Raw genomic sequence first — 24,482 nt, 5'->3', positions numbered from 1 at the left:
AGCCCGACCCAGGCACGACAATCTATGCAGTTATCAATGTTCTAGCCTAGGTTGATAGGCCGGATAGCGGACTCAGGCAACAATAATAATGCAGTTTGGTCAAGAGGTATGACCGGCGTGGCTCTATAGCACCGCTTGAAAAGTTTGGCATTCGGGCTAGTGCTGATGAAGGCAATTGATCTGATCAAAATTACCTCCCGCGCAACAACAGTCCCACGCCGCAAAACTGGAACGGGCACCGTCTGTTGCCGGTGATCTAAAACATGTCTGCAACTGCCCGGCGGCAGCACTTAGTGGCTGTGAGAACCACCCTCAAGATCACCGTGGATCGCAAATTGATCCAAACCGGCATCACGCGGCTCGATCATGCGAAAGCTCTCTCTCACGCCGGCCTCGGTCAACTCCCGCGCAACAGTCAGCAATGTATTGGCATCCTGATCTTCGCAAAGCTCTGCCATATGGCGCAGCTCGTCCTCTGCCACCTGTGCGGCGGCCTCCACCGAGGGCGCACCATACATCTGAACAAAATGTTCGGCCAAAGCGGTCTTGAGCGTTTCAAATTCAGGTGGCTCAATCTGGGTCACGGCGACAAATGTCACCCGGCCAAATGTTTCAACCCCAAGCCAGCCATTTGAAAACGCCTGACGCGCCTTGCCTGTCAGATCGGCCTGCGACCAGTTGGAAAACTCAAATCCCCCTGCAATGCACCATTCACCGGTACGGGCAGGTTTGTGAAAGACATTCCTGTCACTTTCGTCAAAATGAATTGCACGCGCCAACATCATGTCACTGGCCCTCCAAAAGAACACTCAGCGGGATCAGATGTGTCGTATCATCGGTACGCAGCAACATCCCGAACTTTTCATCCACCCCTAGAAACGTGCCAGAAACACCATTTCTTTCAATAGCTTCGCCAATGCCAAAAGCCAATGCTCGCCAGTCCTTATGCAATGCCGCCACGCCATCATCCTGCCAAGTATTGATCGCCACAAGCGTATGTTTAACCCAGGATTCCAACAGATCCACGGCATTCACATCTGCACAGCCTTCGGCATAAAGCGCGGTTTGATCCGGGGTTTCGCCCGGTGCGTCACTGGTCGGCCAAAGCGGCAGCTCCAACCCCACAACCAGCCAATCCGGCTCTGCTTCGGGGTCGCTCGCGGAAGAGGCCATCCGCATCTGCCCGCAGGACGCCCCGTTGATCCGCAACCCGCCGCCCCAATCAAGATGCACAGCAACCTCAGGCGGGGCCAGCGCCCCCAACGCATTCTGAAACCCGACACCGCACAGCGGCAGCATCGCCACCGCATCGGCCAAGGTCACATCCGGTGCAAAGACCAGCGCCGCCTGCAAGGTGTTTGCGCCCAGATTATACACCACCAACCCCGCATCACAGCCGCGCGCGGCCTCCACGCAAGCCTTATCAAACGGGTCAATCTGCCCCTCTACGGCAAGGCCACTGAACAGCGGTGGAAAGCTGGGGATGCTCATGCTTTGCCCATTTCAATCAATGACTTGGCAACTGTGCGAAAGGCCTGCGCCTGCGCTGTATCGGGCTTTGACACCACAATCGGGGCGCCCCCGTCCGCCGCCATGCGAATGTCCAGATGCAGCGGGATTTCCGCCAACAAAGGCACCTCCAGTTTATCCGCCTCGGATTTCACCCCACCATGGCCAAACACATGTTCCTCATGACCACATTGCGAACAGATATGCGTGCTCATGTTTTCGATCATGCCGATGATCGGTGTGCCCATCTGGTTGAACATATCGATCCCCTTGCGGGCATCCAGCAGCGCCACGTCCTGCGGCGTTGACACAATGATCGCCCCGTCCAGCTGCGCCTTTTGTGCCAGCGTCATCTGCACATCCCCGGTACCCGGCGGAAGATCCACAATCAACACGTCAAGCGCACCCCATTGCACCTGCGTCAACATCTGCTGCAAGGCACCCATCAACATCGGCCCCCGCCAGACAACGGCCTGATCATCATTGGTCATCAACCCGATCGACATCATCGTCACACCATAGTTGCGCAGCGGCAAAATCAGTTTGCCATCAGGACTTTGCGGGCGGCCGGACACGCCCAGCATGCGCGGCTGCGACGGTCCGTAAACATCCGCATCCAACATGCCAACACGCCGCCCTTCGGCCGCAAGGGCACAGGCCAGATTGGCTGCAACGGTGGATTTGCCCACACCACCCTTGCCCGATGCAATGGCGATGATACGGTCCACACCGGGCAGTTTTTCCGGCCCGGCAGGTTCCGCTTTCCGGCCCGCTTTCAGATCCGGCGGTGGTGTTGGTTTGCTATGCGCCGTCATCACAATCGACACTGAAGAAACACCCAATGCCGTCAGTGCCGCTTCGGCTTCTGCCTTCGCCGCCATGAAGGGATCAGGACTGTCCACCTCCATCACAAAACGCACACCTGTGTCATCCACATTCAACGCGCGGACCAATCCGGCCTCAACCAGATCAACACCAGAGGGCGCTTTGATGCCTTTCAGACAGGCAAGAACTTCTTCACGGGTCGGGGACATTTACTTGCCTTCAATCTTGCCGGTCACGACATGTTCCAGATCAACACCTTCAATGGTCAACACCATCTTGGCCTCAAAACTCTTGCCGGATGTATCACCTGCCTTGCGCATCGCCTCTTCAATGGCTTGCTGTGACGTCACGCCAACCTGTTTGAGAAACTTGCGCATCGACATGTTGAAATCTTCGCTCATGACATAATCCCTTGAATTACCTGTATTGTTGACGCCGCGACCCTAACGCCCCTAGGCTGGGGCGCAAGATTGGAGCGGATAGAATGTTGAGACAAATCGCTGTGCTGATCAGCCTGCTTGCCACCCCGCTGGCGGCGCAAGACAAAGGCTTCAGCTTGCAAGTTCCCCAATCCCTGAGTGAAACCGGGTTCATCAAACATCTCCTGCCCCGATTTTCCCTGAAGACGGGCATCAGGATAACGCCGAAAAGCGAGGGCGCGGATGCGGCCTTTGGTCCCAGTGGCACACCGGTTTTTCGAGAGGGCGCAACCCTGTGGCACCTGTCGAACACGGGCGCGCCACATACCGATGGCTTTCGCGCATGGTTGTTGTCCGACATCGGCAAACGCACCATTGAAGCGTTTGCCCCAAACGGCACACAGTTGTTCAGCGCAGAACTTGCGCCAACCGCAACGGCCGAACCGGTGGTTCTGACCGGCGATGCAGTGTTGGGCGAAACCGTCAGCCTGCAACGCTGTGGGCGCTGCCACGTGGTGAACGACAGCAACCGGATGAAGGCCATCGGTTCCACACCGTCTTTCGCATTGCTGCGAAGCTTCCCCGACTGGCAGGAACGCTTTGAAACCTTCTTTCTGCGCAAACCGCATCCCGCGTTTACCCAGGTCACCGAGGTGACCGAGCCCTTCGCGGCCAACCTGCCCTCGCCCATCGCACCAATTGAGATGACCCTGGAAGAGATCACCGCAATTGTCGGTTTTGTCGCCTCCATCAAGGCCGCTGATCTGGGTGCGCCGATCCAATCTCAATGATCCTTGCGCTTTGAGAAATAGTCATCTGTTGTGCGCACCCGTGGACGCTCGCCCCCCTGAAACGGATTGTCGGAAGAATGGAACTGCGCCTGAACACGGCAATTGTCACACATCTGGATCATTTTGGCGGCCTCTGACGTGGCAAACATCGCATGTTTACCGGCCAGTTTTTCGGTAATCTTTTCGATTGTTGATTTCACCCCGAACAGCGCCCCACAGTCGATACAGGCAAAAGGTTCCTCTTCGTGCAGCACCCGCTGGGTGAAGGCGGCATCGCTCAGGTCCATCTGGGGTTTCAGCGTGATGGCGTTTTCAGGGCAAATATTGCTGCACAAACCACATTGCAAACATGCATCTTCCTGAAAGCGTAACTGCGGCATATCGGGATTATCCACCAAGGCCCCGGAAGGGCAAAGCGACACGCAGGACAAGCAAAGGGTACAGGCATCATTGTCCACCAATACCGCCCCATAGGGGGCATTCTCTGGCAGATCGACAATTGTTGCCTCCGGCTGCAAGGCCTTGGCGGCAAGCCGCGTCACTTGCCGGCGCGACCCGATGGGCAGGACAGAGGCACAGGTGACAGGCGTTTTGGCCTCGGCATAAAGCAGCGCACACAGCGCCTCAGGATCTGCAGGATGCAACAGCTGCACAGCCTCAGAACCGGACAGGGCTTTGGCCAAAACCGACTGTGCCTCGATCACCTCAACCTCGGCTTTGGGCGAAACAAGGATATCCACCTGTTCAAATCCGCAAGCCAGTGCGGCAAGTATTTCCGCATGGCCAAAACCGGACAAGGCATCCACCTCAATCGGGATAACATGCGCCGGCAGCCCCCGTTCGAAACGCGCCGCAAGCGTGATCATTTCCGCCCCGAAATTTGCATCATGCACCAACAGACGGGCATGTTCACCACCCGCCTTGCGGTAAGTCGAACCCAGTACCGACATACGGCGGAACAATGTATCAACCGGCGGCGCATCATAGCTGATGGCCCCTGAGGGACATACCGCCGAACACGACCCACACCCCGCACAGATCATCGGATCAATCGCGACATGTTCACCCGCTGAGGTAATCGCGCCCGTTGGGCAGACATCCAGACAATTCGAACAGGCCGCCTGTTCCGCGCGGCTATGGGCACAGATGCTTGGCTCCAACCGCACATAGAGGGGTTTCTCAAATGTACCAGTCATTTGGGAGGCCGTGAAAACCGCCTTCGCAACCGACGGCGGATGATTTGGATCTGCCCGCAGATAGCCTTCGCGTTTTTCCGGGGCGGGGAACATCGCGCCGCCACCGCTGAGGTCCAGAATAATGTCGCATTCTGATACTGCCCCGCTTTGCGGTGCGCCCAGTTGAAAGGCACCGCGTCCACCGAGGGTCATTTGCTGCAACGCAGCAAACTTCACTGTAAACCCGCCCAATGCCCCGGTCGCGCTGCGCACTGCGCCGACAACGACATCAAACCGGCGATCTGTCGGCAAGTTTTCCCCATCCGCCAGCAAGACCGTTACCGCCAGCGTTTCACAAAGTTCTGCGGCCGCCGCAATCGCCGCCGCGCCGCCGATGATCAAACAGGTGCCCTCCGAAATCACATCAACAGAACGCCCCGTTTGCACCGACATCGCCGCCTCCGCGGCCAGTGCTGTCATCTTGGGCGTGGCATTTCCTTCGCCCCAACCGGCACGGTCACGCAGATCTACAAACTGCGGGATTTCAACGTCTAACTCTTCTGCGAGCTCTTCAAATCGCTGACGTTCTTGCTGACAGGCGAGCATCACCCCATCTTGCGAAATCTCCCGTGCGGCATCGTCAATCTGATCAACACAAAGGTTGCTATACAGCTTTGAACAAGCCAATCCGGTGCCTTGTGAAATGGCCTCTGGATCAAGAGATTGAGACCCCAGACAATCGCATAAAATGAGTTTTTTAGCCACGGAAACGCCCTTCTTGATGCGGACCAAAACTGTCGCGCGTCCATCAGGCTAGACGCGATTCACCGTGAACGTAAACCAAGTTTCTGCACCTTGTGGCCAGCTGGAGACATTGCTGCATCTGCAAAGCAATTTTATTTCAAGAAGCTCTAAACCGCTAAAAATGAGCAAAATGTACCCAAACCGATGCGCAATGGGACAGTTTCTTGAAAAACCAGAATTTCTGCATCGCAGAAAATTCCCCAACTGGCCCAACTACGACTAAAAAACACGTTGCCTTTGCTGCGCACTCGGTCAAACTCGCCGCATGCAAAAGAAAAGTCTGGGGGTCTTTTGACCATAAACACACGAAATTCTATTTCGATGCCGTTGGGTATTGTCATTCGCAGGGTGCCCGGCGTCACACGTTGGGTATCACATGTTTGGCAGGCGGTTGCCGTGTTGCCCGGTGCAGGTGACGCCACTTGGAAAGAGCTGCGCCGTGATGGTGACGCCGTCGAATACCACGCCGCGACCCTGCCGCTTGAGCTGTTTCGCACCGATACCGAGGCCTATCTGCACGGGCTTTCAGCCAAAATTCCCGCGATTTACGTGGTGATGCGCGAAACCAACGACCCACATCCACTTGAGGTTGTTCTGGCAACGGCCTCTCCCTATGAGGCGCAGGATTACGCTGATACCGGCGAGGAGCTGGTCGAAAAGATCCCGATGCCCGAAGGGCTGATCGCGTGGATTCGTGACTATGTCGAATTGCATCACGAAGATGAGGTTTTTATCAAACGGCGGCGGGACAAATCCCGCGTGGACCGACAGGAAGACGGCATTGGCGATGCCCGCATCCGCCAGACCTCTGACGTCTATCGCGCACCCTCCAAGAAGGCGGCACTGCAATGAGCCGCGGTGATTTCTGGGCGCGCCGCAAGGCGGGCGTACAGGCCGAGGAACAGGCGGCCAAACGTGCGTTGGAAGAACAGGCCTTGCAGCAAGAGCATTTGGCCCTGGAAGAAAAGACCGACGCAGAGATTTTGGCAGAACTGGATCTGCCCGACCCGGATCTTTTGAAAATGGGTGACGATTTTTCGGCCTTCATGGCCAAGGCGGTGCCGGACAGGATCCGGCGGCGGGCCTTACGCATGCTCTGGCGTTCCAACCCGGTGTTGGCAAACGTTGATATGCTGGTCGATTATGGCGAGGATTTCACCGATTCCGCGATGGTCGTCGAGAACATGCAAACCGCCTATCAGGTCGGCAAAGGCATGTTGAAACACATAGAGGAAATGGCCCGTCAGGCAGAGGAACGCGAGAACCCGCCAGAGGTGCAGGATCCCGAAACACCCGAAACCGACGAGGCACCAATGCAACCCGATGACGCAGAACACGACACTCTTGTGTCGGCGGACCAGACGGCATCTACGACTATCGCATCGGTTGACGCCCCAAATGAGGATGCGGATGATGTTCGTTCTGGACCAACCCCGCGCAGGATGAAATTCACTATCAAGGAGAGCGTCGCGTGAACGCTGCCGAAGACTATAAAATTCCTTCCGAGGACCGTTTGCGCGCTGATTTGTACAATTTCATCGGGTTGATGCTATCTGGGCCGCCGGGACAGATGCTGTTGGATCAATGTACTGGCTTGTCTGGCGATGACAGTGAACTTGGCAAGGCAATTGGTGCCCTGTCGCGCGTTGCGCGGGTGTCCAAGCCCAAGAAGGTCGAGAGCGAATTCAACGCTTTGTTTGTTGGATTGGGTCGGGGCGAACTCTTGCCCTACGCCAGCTATTATCTGACTGGATTTCTGAACGAAAAACCGCTGGCAACACTGCGCACTGATATGTCCACGCGCGGGATGACCCGTTCGCCCAATGTTTATGAACCCGAAGACAATATCGCCTCCCTGATGGAAATGATGGGCGGCATGATTGTCGGGCGTTTTACCAAACCTGCGGATCTTGCGGACCAGAAGGTCTTCTTCAACAGACATATCGCGCCTTGGGCCGGACATTTCTTTTCCGATCTTGAAGCGGCAAAAAATTCAGTCCTCTACGCGTCTGTGGGCAGCGTCGGACGGGCCTTTATGGAGATTGAGCGCGAAGCGTTCAGAATGACAGCGGCCTGATCAGGACCGTGTTTAACCGGTGGGGATGCCCGCCATCACAAGGGAGGGAGACATCCCCATGACCAAGAAGACCGAAGACGGTTCAAGCCGCCGCGATTTTCTCAAGCTGGCGGGAACTGCTGCGCCAGCTGCCGCCGTGGCACTTGCCGCTGGTACTTCAGCTGCTGATGCCAAACCGGCCGATCTGGCATCCGAAACGATGCAAGACACCGCGCATACCCGCGCATATCTCGACAGCGCCCGTTTCTAGGACGCCGTAAACAAACGATCCAAAGACGACTGGTTGCGTGACGCCCGACTGTCTGAGGCCACAACATTAACCAAGCAAGCACGGGCCAAGCCCGCGTAAGCAAGGGAGACCCAAAATGCTAAGGAAAAAGACCAACGGGGTTGCGCGACGCCCCCAGCGGACCGGCATCCTGTCTGACATCGCTGAAAAATCTGTAGACCGCCGCGCGTTTTTGCGCGGGTCCGGTCTGGCCATCGGGGGGCTTGCCGCAATTTCGGCAACTGCCGGGTCGGTCACACAGGCCAACGCCGCCACCGCTGTGAACGGTGCCGTTGAAACCATCAAATCCGTCTGTACCCACTGTTCCGTGGGCTGTACCGTGATCGCAGAGGTCAGCAATGGCGTCTGGACCGGGCAGGAACCCGGCTGGGACAGCCCGTTCAACCTTGGCGCACATTGTGCCAAAGGGGCTGCCGTACGCGAACATGCCCATGGCGAACGCCGTCTCAAGTATCCGATGAAAAAAGAAGGCGGCGAATGGAAGCGCATTTCATGGGATCAGGCGATCAACGAAATCGGCGATGGCATGATGGACATCCGCGAAGAGTCGGGTCCGGATTCCGTGTACTGGTTGGGGTCTGCCAAGCATAACAACGAACAGGCCTATCTGTTCCGCAAGTTCGCGGCCTATTGGGGCACCAATAACGTCGACCATCAGGCGCGTATCTGTCACTCTACCACAGTTGCTGGTGTGGCGAATACATGGGGCTACGGCGCCATGACCAACAGCTACAACGACATCCACAATTCCAAAGCGATCTTTATCATCGGCGGCAACCCTGCCGAGGCGCATCCCGTGTCCCTGCTTCACGTGCTGAAAGCCAAGGAACAGAACAACGCGCCGGTGATCGTCTGTGATCCGCGTTTCACCCGCACGGCGGCCCATGCTGATGAGTATGTGCGTTTCCGTCCCGGCACCGATGTGGCGCTGGTCTGGGGTATCCTGTGGCATATTTTTGAAAATGGTTGGGAAGACAAGGAATTCATCCGCACCCGTGTTTGGGGCATGGACCAGATTCAGGACGAAGTGGCCAAATGGACACCTGAAGAAGTTGAACGCGTCACCGGTACGCCGGGCGAACAGCTGCGCCGCGTTGCGCGCACCCTGGCGAACAACCGTCCCGGCACCGTAATCTGGTGTATGGGTGGCACACAGCACACCAACGGGAACAACAACACCCGCGCCTATTGTGTGCTTCAGCTGGCTCTTGGCAACATGGGCACCGAAGGCGGCGGCACCAATATCTTCCGTGGCCACGACAACGTACAGGGCGCGACCGATCTGGGCGTTCTGTCTCACACCCTGCCGGGCTATTATGGTTTGTCCGCAGGCGCCTGGGCACATTGGGGCCGCGTTTGGGGTGAAGACAGCGACTGGCTGAAAAACCAGTTCGCGATGACCAAAGACTCCGACGGCAAGGACAAGTCACTGCAAAACCTCACCGGTATTCCGGTGTCGCGCTGGATTGACGGGGTGCTGGAAGATCCTGACAACATGGACAACCCGGACAAGGTGCGGGCCATGGTTCTGTGGGGTCATGCGCCAAACTCGCAGACCCGTCAGAAGGAAATGAAAACGGCGATGGAAAAGCTGGATATGCTGGTCGTGATCGACCCCTATCCAACAGTTTCCGCCGTTCTACATGACCGCACCGATGGCGTCTATTTGTTGCCTGCCTGTACCCAGTTTGAAACGCGTGGCTCTGTCACAGCGTCAAACCGGTCACTCCAGTGGCGTGACAAGGTGGTTGATCCGCTGTTCGAAAGCCTGCCGGATGAGGTCATCATAGCCAAATTTGCCAATAAATTCGGCTGGGCGGACCGTCTGTTCCGCAACATCGAAATGGACGATTCCGAAACGCCAAATGTTGAATCCATCACCCGTGAATTCAACCGTGGTATGTGGACTGTCGGCTATACCGGCCAGTCGCCCGAGCGCATCAAGAAGCATATGGCGAACCAGCATACCTTTGACCGCACCACCTTGCAGGCCGTTGGTGGCCCCGCAGATGGCGACTACTATGGGATGCCATGGCCATGCTGGGGCACGCCAGAGATGAACCATCCCGGCACACCCAACCTTTATGACATGTCCAAACGTGTCTCTGAGGGGGGTCTGACCTTCCGTGCCCGCTTTGGTGTGGAACGTGACGGCGACAACCTGTTGGCCGAAGGCGTCTACAGCAAGGATTCCGATATTCAGGACGGCTATCCCGAATTCACCTTCCAGATGCTGGTTGATCTGGGCTGGGACAGCGAGCTGACAGAAGCAGAGCGCCGTTCAATCGCACAGGTTGCCGGTGTTTCGCTTGGTGACGTCAAAGAAGGGGATGTCGGCAATTCCGATGATGGAGAGGAAGCAACGGATACCTCTTCCGCCAGCGGTTTGACCTCCGGCACAGGCACACAGGGTGCATCCGAAGAAGTAGGCGAACAATCCATGTCGCCCTTCCCGTCGGACTTCAACGAGAAGGCCAGCAAAATCAACTGGAAGACCGACCTTTCCGGCGGCATCCAGCGGGTTGCGATTGCGCATGAATGTGCGCCCTTTGGCAATGCCAAGGCCCGTGCGGTTGTCTGGACCTTCCCGGATCCGATCCCGGTCCACCGCGAGCCGCTTTATACCAACCGCCGTGATCTGGTTGAGGATTACCCAACATATGAGGATCGCAAGTTCTACCGCCTTCCGACCATGTATGCCTCGATCCAGAAACAGGATTTCAGCAAAGACTACCCCATCATCCTGACCTCCGGTCGTCTGGTGGAATATGAGGGTGGTGGTGATGAAACCCGCTCAAACCCCTGGCTGGCCGAACTTCAGCAGGACATGTTTGTCGAAATCAATACACGCGACGCCAACAACCTTGGGGTACGTGACGGCAAACAGGTCTGGGTTGAAGGTCCCGAAGGTGGCAAGGTCAAAGTGATGGCCATGGTCACTGAACGGGTGGGTGAAGGCGTTGCCTTTATGCCGTTCCACTTTGGTGGCCATCTTGAAGGCGAGGACCTGCGGAGCAAATACCCCGACGGTGCCGACCCTTATGTTCTGGGCGAAAGTACCAACACCGCACAGACCTACGGCTATGACTCAGTCACGCAAATGCAGGAGACAAAATGTACTCTCTGCAAAATTTCAGCAGCATAAGGAGACTAACCAATGGCAAGAGCAAAGTTTCTCGTCGACGCCGAACGCTGCATTGAATGCAACGCCTGCGTCACCGCCTGTAAGAACGAACATGAGGTCCCTTGGGGCATCAACCGGCGCAAGGTCGTCACGATTAACGACGGCAAACCGGGGGAGCGGTCAATCTCGGTCGCTTGTATGCATTGTTCCGATGCGCCCTGTATGGCCGTCTGTCCGGTAGATTGTTTTTACCAGAACGAAGAAGGGGTGGTTCTCCACTCCAAGGATCTGTGCATCGGCTGCGGGTATTGTTTCTACGCCTGCCCGTTTGGCGCACCGCAATATCCGCAGGCTGGCAACTTCGGATCCCGCGGCAAGATGGACAAATGTACCTTCTGCGCCGGTGGCCCCGAGGAAAACCACTCGACGGCAGAATTCGCCAAATACGGGCGCAACCGGATCGCCGAAGGCAAACTGCCAATCTGCGCCGAGATGTGCTCAACCAAGGCGCTTTTGGCGGGTGATGGTGACGTCGTCTCCGGCATCTACCGCGAGCGGGTGGTTGCACGCGGTTTCGGTTCGGGTGCCTGGGGCTGGGGTACAGCCTACGATCAAAAAGGCGGTTGATACCGACCATCCGACTATGTGAACACCAAAGGGCGATCCGACGGGTCGCCCTTTTCGACAAACATCCACTAAGGATCTGACATGCTGCGCGCCCTGATCGCTTTATTGCTGACCCTGTCTTTTATTTCGACTGCAAATGCCCAAGACGCCGCGACACCTGATCGCAGTGCCACTGGCGGTGCGCAGACTCTTGACGATATTCTGGCGCGCCAGCGTGGCGAGGATGTGGACAACAGTTTCCGCAGTCAGGCAACCGGCGATCCTGACAGCGCCGCCGGCATGGCTGAGCAACTGGGCACATTGGGCGGGGCTTCTGATCCTGAACTCTGGCGTGCCCTGCGGTTTGACACCGCTGAGGTGAGGGCCTCCAACAAGGGCCCGGCGGCGACGGTTCTGATTCAGGACGGCGGCATGAGATGGCTGCGCTTTCGTGAGGGGCCGCTGGCAACCTATGGGGCTTATCTGCTGATCGGTACGCTCGTTTTGCTGGCCTTGTTCTACCTGATCCGCGGGCGCATCACGATCGACGGTGAGAAGACCGGCCATAAAATCCTGCGCTTCAAGATGATCGAACGTTTCGGCCATTGGCTGTTGGCGGGATCCTTCATCCTGCTGGGGCTGACCGGGCTGATCTCCCTATTCGGACGCAAAGTGCTGATCCCCGCATTCGGCCATGAGGCTTTTGCCTTCCTCGCCGTCGGCTCCAAATGGGTGCATAACAACGTATCATGGGCGTTTATGCTGGGGCTGGTGATGGTCTTTGTCATGTGGGTCATCCACAACCTGCCCGACCGCACCGATATCAACTGGCTGCTGAAAGGGGGCGGCATCTTTTCCAAGGGCCACCCGCCGGCCAAAAAATTTAATGCTGGGCAAAAGATGATCTTCTGGTCCGTGATCGTACTGGGAACCTCCATTTCTGTCTCTGGCCTGTCCCTGCTGTTCCCCTTCGAGATCAACATGTTTGCCGCAACCTTCGCCAAGCTGAACGCATTGGGTATCTCCGGCGCACTTGGCCTGGGAGAGCTGCGCGAGGTGCTGGCACCCCATGAGGAAATGCAATACGCCCAGCTGTGGCATGCCATGATGAGCTTTCTGATGATGGCGGTTATTCTGGCGCATATCTATATCGGGACCGTCGGCATGGAAGGTGCCGCGGATGCAATGACCAGCGGCGAGGTCGAAGAACAATGGGCGCGTGAACATCACTCCCTCTGGGTTGAAGAGGTGATGGACAAGAACACGGGCACATCCAATACCCCACCGGCGCAATAACAATGTACACCAACACATCAATTCCACCCCACGGTGCAGGGAGAGATCAAAGATGAAAGCCATGATGCTTGCTTTTCTGGCCGTAGCCGTCATTGCTGTCGGCTCAAATGTGGTTCTTAAACAGGCCGGGTTCTCCAGCCAGGACCGCACGTCAAGCTCTTCGGTAAGACTTGACAACTGAACCCAACAGGGCCGGTAGGAAACCACAATGAACGACATCTGGGCCGGTATGCAGGCGGCTTTCCGCCTGATTTTTACGCTTGATGCGGACCTTGTGGAAATCACCCTGCTGTCGTTGCGCGTCAGCCTCTCGGCCTTGGTTGTGGCCTCGGCCATCGCCTTGCCCTTTGGCACCTGGCTGGCCATCCGCCGCTTCCGGTTCCGCCGCACCGCAATTGCCACGTTAAACGCGCTGATGGGTCTGCCCCCGGTTGTCGTCGGGCTGATCGTTTACCTGTTGCTGTCACGTTCAGGGCCATTCGGTGTGCTTGGCTTGTTGTTCACACCCACGGCGATGATCATTGCGCAGGTGATTATCATCACCCCGTTGATTGCCTCCATCACCCATCAGGCGATGCGCGAGCTTTGGGCGGAATATCATGACCTGCTGATTTCCCTGAACACCAGCAAACGCCAACGGGTGATGACCCTGATCTGGGACGGCAGGCGCACTTTGATGACAGCTGCCCTGGCCGGGTTCGGCCGCGCCATTGGCGAGGTCGGTGCCATCATGATCGTCGGTGGCAACATCGATCATGCGACACGGGTGCTGACAACGGCAATCGCACTGGAAACCGGTAAGGGCGATTTTGCCCTTGCACTTGGATTGGGTTTTGTCCTGATTGCGCTGGCGCTGGTGGTCAACCTGACCATTCACGCCCTGTCACGCACCGAACGCGAGGGCACATGGTAGATCCGCAAATGTCAGTCTCCCTTGCCGATGTGGTGGTCAAACGGCGCGGTAAAACCGTGCTGGGGCCGATCAACCTTGACCTTGGCGGCGCGGGGTTCACCATGGTGATTGGCCCCAACGGTGCCGGCAAAACCACCCTGCTCAAGGTGCTGCATGGGGTTGAACGTGTCTCTGGCGGAACGGTGCAATGGTCGGTTCCCGATGATCAGGCGCGGCAGGCACAGGCCTATGTCTTTCAAAGCCCGATCATGCTGCGCCGGTCGGTACGGCAAAACCTGTCCTATCCGCTTCAGCTTCTGGGGCTGCCAAAATCCGAGATTACCCGCCGCGTGGACCAATGGGCAGGCAACATCGGCCTTCAGGACGCGCTGGACTCCCCCGCCCCGCGCCTGTCCGGTGGCGAGAAACAAAAGCTCGCCTTGGGGCGTGCGCTGATCCGTCAGCCCAAGGTGCTGTTTCTGGATGAACCCTGCGCCAATCTTGATGGCCGCTCTACCCGCGAGATTGAATCCCTTTTAACCGCCGCAGCCACTGCGGGAACAAAAATCATCATGACAACCCATGACATCGGTCAAGCCAGACGGCTGGCCACGAACATCCTGTTCCTGCTGGGCGGTGCCCTGCATGAAAGCGGCCCTGCTTCCGAATTTTTCAACAGCCCGCGCACATCCGAGGCAAAGGCATTCCTCAAAGGAGATATCGTCGAATGATCCGTACCGTTCTTGCCCTGCTTTTTTTCTTTACGACACAGCTGAACGCTGAAACCATGAAGCTTGCAGTGACAACCAGCTTTAACAACTCTGGTCTGTCAGACGTCCTGTTGCCCGTCATCCAGGAGGACATCGGCCTTGAGGTGCAATTGCTGATCGTGGGTACGGGACAGGCGATCCGCTTGGGCGAAGCCGGCGACGTCGACGCCATTCTTGTGCATTCCAAACCTGCCGAAGAGGCATTTCTTGCCGCGGGTCACGGCACCCATCGTCGTGAAATCATGTATAACGACTTTGTCCTGATCGGCCCTGCTGCCGACCCGGCCAAGATCAAGGGCAGCGATACCACCGTTGACGCCTTGCAATTGATCGCCGGCGCCCAATCTCCCTTTGTCAGCCGGGGCGATGACAGCGGCACCCATAAAAAGGAGCTGTCCCTGTGGAAGGCTTCATCCCTTGACCCGGCGGCCTTTGGCCCATGGTACAAGGCGGTTGGGGCAGGCATGGGGGCCAGCCTGAACACCGCATCCGGGCTTGATGCCTATATTATGGCGGACCGCGCGAGCTGGCTGAACTTTGGCAATAAGGCCGGGCTTGAACTGCTGTTCGCTGGTGACCCGGTGTTGTTCAATCAATATGCCTATCTGCCGGTTAACCCCGAACGCCACCCCCACGTCAACACCGATGCCGCCGCTGCATTGGAAAACTGGCTGGTGTCCGACAAGGCCGCGCAATTGATCAATGATTATAAGATCAACGGCGAAGCCCTGTTTGTGTTCAACGCCAAGCCCTAAGGCGACACTATTCGAAACCTGTGGTGGGCAAGCACAGCAATGCCCACCGCAACCGCCCCAAGATAGATAGGCTCTGGCCGTGCCAAAAGCCCAACCGCAATGGCCAGCCGACAAATCACCCACCCATGCCCAAGGGGGGCCTTGTCAAAACACGCAAGCGCGCTGGCCACGAGAAACAGCGCCAATACAAGCCGGGCCAGCAGGCCGAACAAGGGCAGGATCTGCACCCCGTTTTCATAGCCGGGCAGAAAATCGTTGCTTAGGCTGGAAGGATCGACAAGGGCCTGTTCCACAAGCAACAGCTCGGGATAAAACGCAAAGACAAAGGGGATTGAAAACATCACGATCCCGGATCTGACCGCACTGATCCCCGTCGCCATCGGTTCGGTTTTGCTGATGGTTGCCGCAGCAAATGCCGCCAGCGCAACCGGCGGCGTGATCGCCGATGCAACCGCGAAGTAAAAGATGAACATATGCGCCGTAAACGTCGCAATGCCGAGCCCAATCAACAGCGGCCCCATCAACAAGGCAACATTGATATAGGCCGGTACCGCAGGCATCCCCATGCCCAGAAATACGGCCAGCACCACGGTCACCCCAAGGGCCAATAGTTTAAACGGCACGGCCCCCTGCCCGCCCAGATCCAGCGCAAGCAGGAAGCGCAGCACATCAGTTGCAACAAACTTCGACAGGCCGGTGAAGTTCAGACAGACATCAATCACAGTCACCGCAAGAAACATCAGATAGAGGGACGAAACAAGGATGCCCGCCTCTGCCAATGCATCCAGCGCCCTGCGCGGGGCCTTGCGAAAGTCCCGGTCCAGAAACAACAACAGGAACACAAAGACGGCACCCCACCAACCGGTACCGCCCGCATCCCCTGCCGCATTCTGATAGACCTGCAAGATCCACGGCAGACCCGTCGCGCGGCAGACCCCGTCAAACGTAGTGGTTTCAACACCCATCAGCCAGCCAAGAACACCACAGCCAACCGCATCCTTTGGCGTCAGCAGCAACGTCAGAATCAACAGGATCGGCAGGACAATCTGCAACAGATGCACAATATCGCGGCGCGACATCAACATATCTTCGCTCAAGGCACCATCGGCATGGATCCCCTGTTTGCGCGACTGAAACATCACCGTCAGGAACAGACAAAAGAAATAGGCAAGCGCGGGAATGGTCGCTGCGATAATAACGTCGCCGTAAGGGGTTGCCGTCATTGCCGCCAGAACAAACGCCGCCACCCCCATCACTGGCGGCATAATGGCCCCGCCGGAAGATGCCGCCGCCTCCACCCCACCGGCAAAGGTTGGTGAAAACCCGCGCTTGATCATCATCGGAATGGTCAGAACACCGGTCGACATCACATTGCTGACCGGCCCGCCGGTGATCGTGCCAAACATCGCAGAAGAGATAATCGCCGCATGGGCCGGTCCCCCACGCAAATGACGTGTCCAGCGCACGGCAAGTTTGATCAACGTCCGACCACCCGCAGATTTACCAAACATCGCGCCCAATACGATATAGGGGAACACCACGTTCATGATGACATAGATGAACCGCCCGAACATCCCGGAGGCGTTGTTCACCAGCGCATCATGCACATTGGGCCGACCGTCCAGAAAGCTGCGTGGCTCACCGCCGAGTTTGGTCATCAGATATTTATTGATGTCGTCAGGCCCGTGAAAATACCACACCAGCACGGTTCCAATGGTGTAAAGTGCCATCGCCAACGCCACCAGCACCAGCGACAGGCCCCAGACCCTGACGGTATATCCCAGAAACACCAACATGCAGGCACCCATGATCATCACCAGCCAGACCCCGGTGGTGCTGACACATTGCGGATCATCCACGGTATCCGGCAGCGGCAGACCATAGTCCCTGGCAAAGGCAATTTCTGCCTCAAGAGTCTGGGCAATCAGACGCGCCCGATCTCCATTCAGCAAATCAATCAGACAAACACTGTCGATCTCGATCAGAAAGGTCAAAGAGATCAGGGCCGCCGCCCCGACCAACGCAACATCCATCAACAGGCCAAACCACGCATGCGGCGTGCCCCGCCATGCCCGCCACATGGAGTGGTTCAGCGCAACAATCCCCATCATCACAAGGAAAACAAGGGGGTAGAACCATTCGGTGGCGAAGGAACGAACCCGCAACGTGTCATTGCCGCTAAGCGCGCGCCAGAGCTCTGTCCAGCCGGGGATGGCGGGGGTGCTGTGGATCATCCCAAGTAGGACGAAACCCAAAGCAAGGGCATAAAGCCAGCGATTGTGAAAAACCGCCAAGGGGCGCTCGGCGTTGTCAGCGTTCAATCTATCCCCTTTCTACGGCCTCAACAGCATTGCGGTTCGGCACCGCACCGGCAACAACCCATGTTCTGCGCACGCCGCTTAGCTGTCTTTGGCACAGTCGGGGATTTCATATCCCGCGTCTTCCCATGCCCGTGCGGCACCCTTGTGATATGTGATGGGATTGGCCCCGCACATGCCCAGACCCGGATTGTCATAATTCACCGTATTGCCAAAAGGGGCCTTGGCCTTCAGCGCATCCAGAGAGGCGATATAGGCCGCGACCAGATCGTACACCAATTGCTCATCCATATCCTTATGCACCACATCCCCGCCGATGGTGGCAAAGGCACGAAAGGTATCGTCTTCTGACACAAGCTGCCAGTTGTCACCCAAAATTGCCGACAGCTCTGACACGGGGGCGGTAAACGGCGCGCTGCCCGGTGCGGTACTGTATTTCTGCATCGCCTCGCTTTCGTAAACCTCCTTTGGCATCGACCACGCGGTTAGCCGGCCTGCCGCGCCAAGGGTTGAAATCCGCCCGCTGGGAAACAGCTCTGGCAAGACAACAGCGTCCGGCTCTCCGCCGCTGATGATGGAGGTGGCTTGCCCCCAATTGGACTGAATCCCCTCATACCCCTCTCCATCCTTCAATCCTGTGATGATCTGGATCATTGCACGCGCATTGGTCAAAGCGCCCCCGCGTGGGGGACCGTTAAAAACCTTTTTCCCGGCAAGCCCGTCCCAGCCGGATAGGCCCTTGGCGTCATAGGCATAAAGGAAAAATATACCCAAGGTATAAGGGTAAACAGCCCGCAGATTGCTGGCCAGCTCCGCCCCGCGTTCCGCCCCCAGTTTGCCAAAAGGACCCACACCACGGCTCATCAGAAACGGCAAAACATGCGGGGTACTGGCAATATCGGTCTTGCCCTCGGCGACATTCTGCAAGGAGTTGGTCAGGGTCTGCCCATCAAGCAGTTGAATATTGGCGATCCCGCTTGTCCCGGCAATTTCGGCCATATGGCTGGTGGCCAGATAGGTCGATCCGCCCGGACTGGTGGTTTCAGCAGTAATATTAACCTGTGCCGTCGCTGCCGTTGCGGTCAGGGTACCCGCAAGCAGAAGAGCAAATCCTGTCAGTCTCATAGGTCACACCCGAAATCAGCTTTCCATATTCAGAGCCTCTCAAAGGCGAATTGTCAGGGCAAGCTATTTGTTATGATCTGCTATGGCTGAACCCGATTTATCAAACCCCAATCCACCCGCCTTTGTCACGCCCCGCGACCCTCGTGTCACACTCAAACCCGTAGCAAAGGGGGCGACATGCCTTTGAAATTGCATTGTCAGCTTAGTTTAGAAATGCATTGGGTGTATTCTGGCCGGTATCGGTGCCGCAATGAGGCCACCGTCGTCGGCATCTTCGCTCCCTGAAAGCTTTGGGGGCAACCGAAGCTGCCCCCAAGAAGTTTATGACTGTACGCCCTTCACTGAACCCTTCAGTTTTGAATGGGGTCAACAGGGCCAAAGTTGGGTTCACCCAGCACATCAGCACTCAACAGATACATACCCGAGTTCGCGAAGGCCCAGATAAGGTTTCTGTCCCATTCAACAAAGATGCTTTCGACCGGCGTAATGTAGGATCGTGGATCATTCAGATCATCCGTCATCGGCGGGATGAAATATCCCGCAATCGTCGCATTCATGGGGTCGGTGATATCAAAGATCTGAACGCCAGCGTTGTTGAACGGGTAAATCGCAAGGTTTTCATCCGCTTCCCCCGGCGCAAAGAACGGTGTGGGCCGTTTGGGGCCAAACTTACCCAGACGCTGGCAAAAATCGGTGAAGGCCGCCTCTTTCGGTGGGGTGGGACGCGGCAAGGTCGAAATGATCTCGGGCGCATCCGGCGTACTCACATCAATTACGTAAATATCCTTGTAGGGCTCGTAACAATCTTCGTTCATGGGATAGCCATTCGCCAAAACGATACCGCGCGACTCAACCCGTGTGACGTCGATGTTGTCCCCTTCAACACCACCTACGTTCACCGGCAAATCTATGCTTCCCAGGGCCGTGGGATTGGCGGGATCTTCAAGATCAAGAACGTGAAAGCCTAATCCACCCATAACCGTGTAGCCATATTTGCCACCTTCATCCAATGGAACGGGGGTAGATATGGGCAAACGCGCACCAGTCCAGGAAACACGATTTCCGTACTGTCGCCATTCCTTATACTGCTTTTCCTCGCCCAAGCGTTGCCCCGGCACCCACCATGTGGAGACCCATTTTGGATTATAGGGGTCTTCAACATCAAGGATCATCTGAGCAGGTGAATAGATATAGTTCGGATACTCAATATTGGTGAATGTATTGTCAGGGGCCGCCGTGATGAAAGCATACTTGCCGCCATTATAGTTCGGAACATCAAGCGCACCGGACCCTTCCTGTTTCGTGCCATGCGGGTTCAGGGTGTTGGTGCTGATTTCAGCGATCTGTGTCCACTCTGTAATGCTATCCATTTCATAGATACGCACGCCACGAAACGCCTTGGCGTTTTTGATCGCTTCGACGGCTTCCGGGCTGTCATATTTCTTGCCCTTCAACCCGCCAATCGAGCGTGGAACCTCGAATGATTGGATCATAATCCATTTTTGTAGTTCTTCGTTAAAGGCAATCGACGCCGCCCCAAACCACTCACCATCTTCATAGGTTTTTTCAAGAATGATCTCGAGTTCCTTGGGGTTTGTAATATCGTAGATCTTCAGAATGTGGCGATAGTAGTGGATCATATAACGGCTACCATCCATGTCGACGGTATGCTGCCAGGAATGGCCCGGCTTGACCACGATGGGCCATTGCGCCTCTACCTTCATGTTCTTGATATATGTCTTGTCATCAAGCGCTTCCAAGCTGCCCTCAAACCGACGTGGACCGCTATAGGCATAAAAGGGCGCGGCCTCTGGGTGCGTAAAGACACCTGTTTCTGGATCCAGTCCGTAAGAAGCAGGATCTGGATGTGTCGCTTCCTGTGCTGCGCCACAGGAGGCGAACCCTATTGCCAAAACGGAGGCAGCTAACTTCGTACATAGGTTAGCTGTGCGCCATCTGCTCCCGGCAACCTTGCCAAAATTGCGACTGTTCAAACTCATGGTATGCATATTCTTCCCTTTCGCGGGGTAGTTTTCAAAACCAGCAGGCTGACGTCGTTCTTGCGCCCACACGGTCGGACCCAACTCCCGGTCCCCGACGCCCATGAGCGTATATCGATCGGTCGGCTCTCCTAGTCCGAACCTGCAAAACTCGATATCGATAAAACCAATAGCTAAAGCGGGACCGCGGGCGGTCTTGGTGGGTCCACACTGGCGAAGTTGAGCGCATACCTACAACTGTTGGTAGGGTGCCAAAACGATGGCACACTCAAACACTTAGGAAATAATGGAAAGTACGAAACAGCTGCCGCTACTTACAGCCACCTGATGCCCAGGCCCGCAGGTTCAGTTTGAAACCACCGCCATAGGGATGCTTTTTCGAAACAGCATTGTCATTATCCGCCTTCACATATGTGGTGCCTTGGGTACACAGCGCGTCCTTGGTCCACTGATGGCAATTTGAACAGCTCTGTTCCTTCCACAGCTCCTCAGGCAAACCTTCAATCGGGGCGAACAGTGGCGAAAGAGTCACCAGCTCCTCAATGCTTTTGCCGATGATCGCAGGGTCACCACCGGTGAACGGCATCTGAAAGGTCAGTTCCGGCCCCATTGGCACCGCCGCCGCGCGGGACGCCACAACAACGCTGTCGTCTGTCGATGGCTCTGCCGTTTCGCGCTCCGCCTTTTCCGCCAGAATCTTCAACTCAAAGGCAGCAAATTCGGCATAAATCCCTTCAGGGAACGCCGACAGATAGGCTTCATAATCCGCAGCCTCGCCCGAACTTTGAGCCAGACCAATCAGGCGCTGTTGCTCTGCCGTGGTGTCCACAGGTTCTTCTGCCGGGGTGCGTTCCGCATCGACGATACGATCCAGCAAATCCCGTGCTTCATCAATGTATTTGCTATTCGGATAGCCACGCATAAACAGGACAACCGGCACCGGATCCGTGCTGTTCTTGACCGATGCCCATAATTGTTCCTCGGCCTGCTCTTCTTCGCTTAACGCAACGCCAGCAGTGAAAAAGAAATCCCCGGTCAAGGATGAGCTGTCCCAAGGCGTTTGCCGCCCATCGGTCTGCGCAATCACCTCGACACGGACATTCTTGAACAATTGCTCAATCGGCACACCGGCAACCGGAATTTGGTTTGCCAGCGCTTTGGTAAAGGGGCTGTTGTCCCCCGTGCCGTCCAACGCCACCGCGCCGGGAGCCGTGGAATACGCCAGAAACGTGCCGGTGGGCGATTTCATCTCGGCCAGACCATTGTCGTTCAGCTCTGGAATGGCATCAAACGGGTTGTTCCGGCAGGCATCCAGAATAACGATATTGGTCTTGTTCTTGGCCGAAAACATCTGACGCAGCACCGCCTGTGCCGGTACACCAACAAGGCTCAGATCCGCCGCATTGCCAAGGCTGGCATCGGTCGGCAATAGGAAGTTCGACCCAAAGGATTGCACCGCATGGCCCGCGTAGTAAAACAGGCCGGTCGCCTCCTTGCCACCTTTGCGCAGATCGCGACCAAACTGGGCAATGGCGCGGTTCATGGTCACCTGATTGGCATCCGACAACACCGTCACCTCAAAACCACGCGCCTCAAGCGTTCTGGCCATCAGTTCAGCATCAGGCACCGGATTGTCCAATGGGGTCACCGAACTATAGCCGCCATTGCCGACGATCAGCGCAATGCGCGGTCCGTCGGTTTGCGCCAATACACTCTGGGCCATCCCCCAAACCATCACAGCAATCAACAGGGCCATCCGGCCAATCGTTACTCTCACGTTCAACGCCCTTTTGTCATCAGTTACTCAGCACTTTGAATTCAATGCGCCGGTTTGCCCAACGTCCCTCACTGGTATCGTTTGTCGCAATCGGACTGCTTTCACCGTATCCCTTGCTCACCAAAACCTCCGGGTTAAGGTCGCGTGATTGCAGATACCGTTTGACCGAGGCCGCCCGTTTTTCCGACAGGATCTGGTTGTTGCTATCGCTGCCAACAGAATCCGTATGGCCACCGACTTCGATAACCATATTGGGACAACGGGCGATGATACCGGCCAAGCTGTTCAGCAAGGGTTCGCTCTTGGCATCATGACGAGCACTGCCAGAAGGGAAATAGATGTTCCCGGTCCGCGACAGGATTTCAAACCGACCCTTGCAGGCCTCGCGGTCAAAATCACCCTCAACCTCAAGCGCCACTGATTCCGGTTTTTCTGTTGCCGCCGGAGCGGCATCCGCCGTTGTACCGTTGCGCGCAAAAACAAAATCAAATGAAATCGTGGCAGAGGGCACAATCGTCACATTCGCCGCATCCTGCAATTTACCCAACCCCTCGGTCAGGTTGAACTCATCCACACTGACCGAAATCGGCGTGGTGCTGGCCACCGATACAAGATCCTCGTTCAACAGAGTCACGGCAACCTCTGCATCAAATGTCTTGCTGATCCCATGCAGGTCCATCGTATAGCTTACCGGCACAGTTTTGCGCCGAACCTGCGCAAGGTCACTTAACACCGCCGCATCAATCTGGGTGGTGATCGTGGCACTGGGGAATTTGAAGGTTTCAAAAAACAAAAACCGCATGCGCACATTGCGCAGATCAATTTTGGTATCAACGGAATCAAGCAATACCCGCACCTCGGTCGCACCATCCGGTGCGATGGTGCCCTCCAGCGTGGCAAAGCTGCTGGATTCCACCACCGTCTGTTTCTTCACCGACTGAAAATTCAGGGCGGACATCTCGGATTGCAGGGTCCAGCCGCCGGCAAAGGGATTTTGCTGCGCCTCTGCGCTCTGGCCAATCGCCATAAACGATACGGCGGTGGCCAGCAAAAAGGCGTGAACGACAGCGCGGAAACTACTCAAATAAATCATTGTCTTCTCCTATATGCTCGAAAATCCGGGCAAGGACGGTTATGCTAAAATCAAAGACAGTCTTGCACGACACCGACTGTCGAGCCACAGATTTTTTATCGATCTGCCCGATCTGTGTCGCGGCCCGACACAAATTGCTCTGCACGCAACAGATCATCCGGTGTGGTGATTTTGAAATTCGCGGTATCCCCGCGCACAATTCCCACCTCTGTCCCCATCGCGCGCACGATTTCGACATCATCTGCCGCATCACCATAATAAGCGAGATGCGCCTGTTGCAAGACTTCAAAGTGAAATCCTTGTGGAGTCTGTGCCCGCCACAAACCGTCCCGCGCCACCGGCGTTTTCGCGACACCACCCTCTGCCCGCCACAGGGCGTCCACCACTGGCAGGGCGGCAAAAGCCGCATCAGACGTCGCAAGTGCCCCGATCACCTCGCGCACGATGCGCGGTGTTACAAAGGCCCGCGCCGCGTCATGCACCAGCACATAATCCGGGGTGTGACCGGCCAATGCCTGCAACCCGTTCATCACCGATTGCACCCGTGTCTCCCCGCCAAAAGCCGCAGGCAAAAGTCGGCTGTCCGTTACCCCTCGCAAGGCCTGCGCATAAAGCATCCGATCATCCGGGTGGATCACCGTCTGGACATGGGCAACCTCTGACAAATCCAGAAACATATCCAGACATCGGCGCAGCGCGCAAATACCAGCAACCGGCAGATATTGTTTCGGCGTGTCCGCACCAAACCGGCGGCCACGCCCGGCAGCGACAATCAAAATCGCGGTTTTTCTATCCGTGTGTGCAGGTGAATCGCTCATATCAGCGACCACTTACAAC

The 24,482-nt window shown here is 56.5% G+C and carries 23 protein-coding genes; 12 read left to right on the top strand and 11 right to left on the bottom strand.

All coding sequences use genetic code 11. The annotated features are described in order from the left end of the window. Positions 1 to 290: 290 nt before the first annotated feature. From QQL78_RS21430 to QQL78_RS21415, 4 genes are read right to left on the bottom strand one after another with little or no spacing between them, the layout of a single operon-like run. Positions 291 to 785, bottom strand: coding sequence for a DUF6505 family protein (locus QQL78_RS21430; protein WP_284376930.1), 495 nt, complete (start codon positions 783 to 785; stop codon positions 291 to 293). Position 786: 1 nt separating this feature from the next. Continuing rightward, positions 787 to 1,491: a biotin/lipoate--protein ligase family protein gene (locus QQL78_RS21425; RefSeq protein WP_284376928.1), complete on the bottom strand. Its 705-nt coding sequence runs from the start codon at positions 1,489 to 1,491 to the stop codon at positions 787 to 789. After that, on the bottom strand, positions 1,488 to 2,543 hold the full coding sequence (locus tag QQL78_RS21420) for an Mrp/NBP35 family ATP-binding protein (RefSeq protein WP_284376922.1): 1,056 nt from the start codon (positions 2,541 to 2,543) through the stop codon (positions 1,488 to 1,490). Before QQL78_RS21420 ends, QQL78_RS21425 begins: the two co-directional genes overlap by 4 nt. Further along, positions 2,544 to 2,735, bottom strand: coding sequence for a DUF6494 family protein (locus tag QQL78_RS21415; protein WP_284376920.1), 192 nt, complete (start codon positions 2,733 to 2,735; stop codon positions 2,544 to 2,546). Between the two features lie 83 nt (positions 2,736 to 2,818). Between QQL78_RS21415 and QQL78_RS21410 the strand changes: the two genes are divergently transcribed. Continuing rightward, positions 2,819 to 3,544: a hypothetical protein gene (locus QQL78_RS21410; RefSeq protein WP_284376918.1), complete on the top strand. Its 726-nt coding sequence runs from the start codon at positions 2,819 to 2,821 to the stop codon at positions 3,542 to 3,544. Here QQL78_RS21410 and QQL78_RS21405 read toward each other — a convergent pair. After that, positions 3,538 to 5,484 (bottom strand): 4Fe-4S binding protein, encoded by a 1,947-nt coding sequence (locus QQL78_RS21405; protein WP_284376917.1) that lies wholly within the window; start codon positions 5,482 to 5,484, stop codon positions 3,538 to 3,540. The genes QQL78_RS21410 and QQL78_RS21405 overlap by 7 nt on opposite strands. A gap of 360 nt (positions 5,485 to 5,844) precedes the next feature. On the opposite strand from QQL78_RS21405, the gene QQL78_RS21400 reads away from it, so the two are divergent. From QQL78_RS21400 to QQL78_RS21350, 11 genes are all read left to right on the top strand, one after another. Beyond that, entirely contained in the window at positions 5,845 to 6,375 is a 531-nt protein-coding gene (locus tag QQL78_RS21400; protein ID WP_284377010.1) for a DUF3305 domain-containing protein, read from the top strand. Further along, positions 6,372 to 6,998 (top strand): DUF3306 domain-containing protein, encoded by a 627-nt coding sequence (locus QQL78_RS21395; RefSeq protein ID WP_284376915.1) that lies wholly within the window; start codon positions 6,372 to 6,374, stop codon positions 6,996 to 6,998. The genes QQL78_RS21400 and QQL78_RS21395 overlap by 4 nt, the downstream gene beginning before the upstream one ends. Then, the gene (locus QQL78_RS21390; protein ID WP_284376914.1) at positions 6,995 to 7,600 is read left to right on the top strand and encodes a TorD/DmsD family molecular chaperone; all 606 of its coding nucleotides are present in this window, start codon (positions 6,995 to 6,997) and stop codon (positions 7,598 to 7,600) included. The genes QQL78_RS21395 and QQL78_RS21390 overlap by 4 nt, the downstream gene beginning before the upstream one ends. 58 nt (positions 7,601 to 7,658) lie before the next feature. Further along, positions 7,659 to 7,850 (top strand): twin-arginine translocation signal domain-containing protein, encoded by a 192-nt coding sequence (locus QQL78_RS21385; RefSeq protein WP_284376913.1) that lies wholly within the window; start codon positions 7,659 to 7,661, stop codon positions 7,848 to 7,850. A gap of 115 nt (positions 7,851 to 7,965) precedes the next feature. Beyond that, positions 7,966 to 11,034 (top strand): formate dehydrogenase subunit alpha, encoded by a 3,069-nt coding sequence (locus QQL78_RS21380; protein WP_284376911.1) that lies wholly within the window; start codon positions 7,966 to 7,968, stop codon positions 11,032 to 11,034. Between the two features lie 12 nt (positions 11,035 to 11,046). Then, entirely contained in the window at positions 11,047 to 11,640 is a 594-nt protein-coding gene (gene fdh3B / locus QQL78_RS21375; RefSeq protein WP_284376910.1) for a formate dehydrogenase FDH3 subunit beta, read from the top strand. Between the two features lie 81 nt (positions 11,641 to 11,721). Next, on the top strand, positions 11,722 to 12,915 hold the full coding sequence (locus QQL78_RS21370) for a formate dehydrogenase subunit gamma (protein WP_284376908.1): 1,194 nt from the start codon (positions 11,722 to 11,724) through the stop codon (positions 12,913 to 12,915). 52 nt (positions 12,916 to 12,967) lie between these two features. Further along, entirely contained in the window at positions 12,968 to 13,096 is a 129-nt protein-coding gene (locus QQL78_RS21365) for a hypothetical protein (protein ID WP_284376907.1), read from the top strand. Positions 13,097 to 13,123: 27 nt separating this feature from the next. Beyond that, a complete protein-coding gene (locus QQL78_RS21360) occupies positions 13,124 to 13,828 on the top strand; it encodes an ABC transporter permease (RefSeq protein WP_284376906.1) in 705 nt (234 codons plus the stop codon). After that, positions 13,822 to 14,538 carry an ATP-binding cassette domain-containing protein gene (locus QQL78_RS21355; protein WP_284376905.1) on the top strand — a complete coding sequence of 239 codons (717 nt, stop codon included), beginning with the start codon at positions 13,822 to 13,824 and terminating at the stop codon, positions 14,536 to 14,538. Before QQL78_RS21360 ends, QQL78_RS21355 begins: the two co-directional genes overlap by 7 nt. After that, a complete protein-coding gene (locus tag QQL78_RS21350) occupies positions 14,535 to 15,332 on the top strand; it encodes an ABC transporter substrate-binding protein (RefSeq protein ID WP_284376903.1) in 798 nt (265 codons plus the stop codon). The genes QQL78_RS21355 and QQL78_RS21350 overlap by 4 nt, the downstream gene beginning before the upstream one ends. On the opposite strand, the gene QQL78_RS21345 is transcribed toward QQL78_RS21350, so the two are convergent. From QQL78_RS21345 to ispD, 6 genes are all read right to left on the bottom strand, one after another. Further along, on the bottom strand, positions 15,329 to 17,653 hold the full coding sequence (locus QQL78_RS21345) for a TRAP transporter permease (RefSeq protein WP_284376901.1): 2,325 nt from the start codon (positions 17,651 to 17,653) through the stop codon (positions 15,329 to 15,331). The genes QQL78_RS21350 and QQL78_RS21345 overlap by 4 nt on opposite strands. A gap of 78 nt (positions 17,654 to 17,731) precedes the next feature. Beyond that, positions 17,732 to 18,775, bottom strand: coding sequence for a TAXI family TRAP transporter solute-binding subunit (locus tag QQL78_RS21340; protein ID WP_284376899.1), 1,044 nt, complete (start codon positions 18,773 to 18,775; stop codon positions 17,732 to 17,734). A 350-nt stretch (positions 18,776 to 19,125) separates the two neighbouring features. Then, complete coding sequence (locus tag QQL78_RS21335) at positions 19,126 to 20,688, bottom strand: LVIVD repeat-containing protein (protein ID WP_284376898.1); 1,563 nt, start codon at positions 20,686 to 20,688, stop codon at positions 19,126 to 19,128. A 397-nt stretch (positions 20,689 to 21,085) separates the two neighbouring features. Beyond that, positions 21,086 to 22,552: a caspase family protein gene (locus QQL78_RS21330; RefSeq protein WP_284376896.1), complete on the bottom strand. Its 1,467-nt coding sequence runs from the start codon at positions 22,550 to 22,552 to the stop codon at positions 21,086 to 21,088. A 19-nt stretch (positions 22,553 to 22,571) separates the two neighbouring features. Next, entirely contained in the window at positions 22,572 to 23,645 is a 1,074-nt protein-coding gene (locus QQL78_RS21325) for an OmpA family protein (protein ID WP_284376894.1), read from the bottom strand. A gap of 95 nt (positions 23,646 to 23,740) precedes the next feature. Further along, a complete protein-coding gene (ispD, locus tag QQL78_RS21320) occupies positions 23,741 to 24,463 on the bottom strand; it encodes a 2-C-methyl-D-erythritol 4-phosphate cytidylyltransferase (protein WP_284376892.1) in 723 nt (240 codons plus the stop codon). Positions 24,464 to 24,482: the final 19 nt, after the last annotated feature.

The sequence above is a fragment of the Sulfitobacter pacificus genome (assembly GCF_030159975.1).
Taxonomy (GTDB): Bacteria; Pseudomonadota; Alphaproteobacteria; order Rhodobacterales; family Rhodobacteraceae; genus Sulfitobacter; species Sulfitobacter pacificus.
This window is presented reverse-complemented; position numbering and strand designations above follow the sequence as displayed.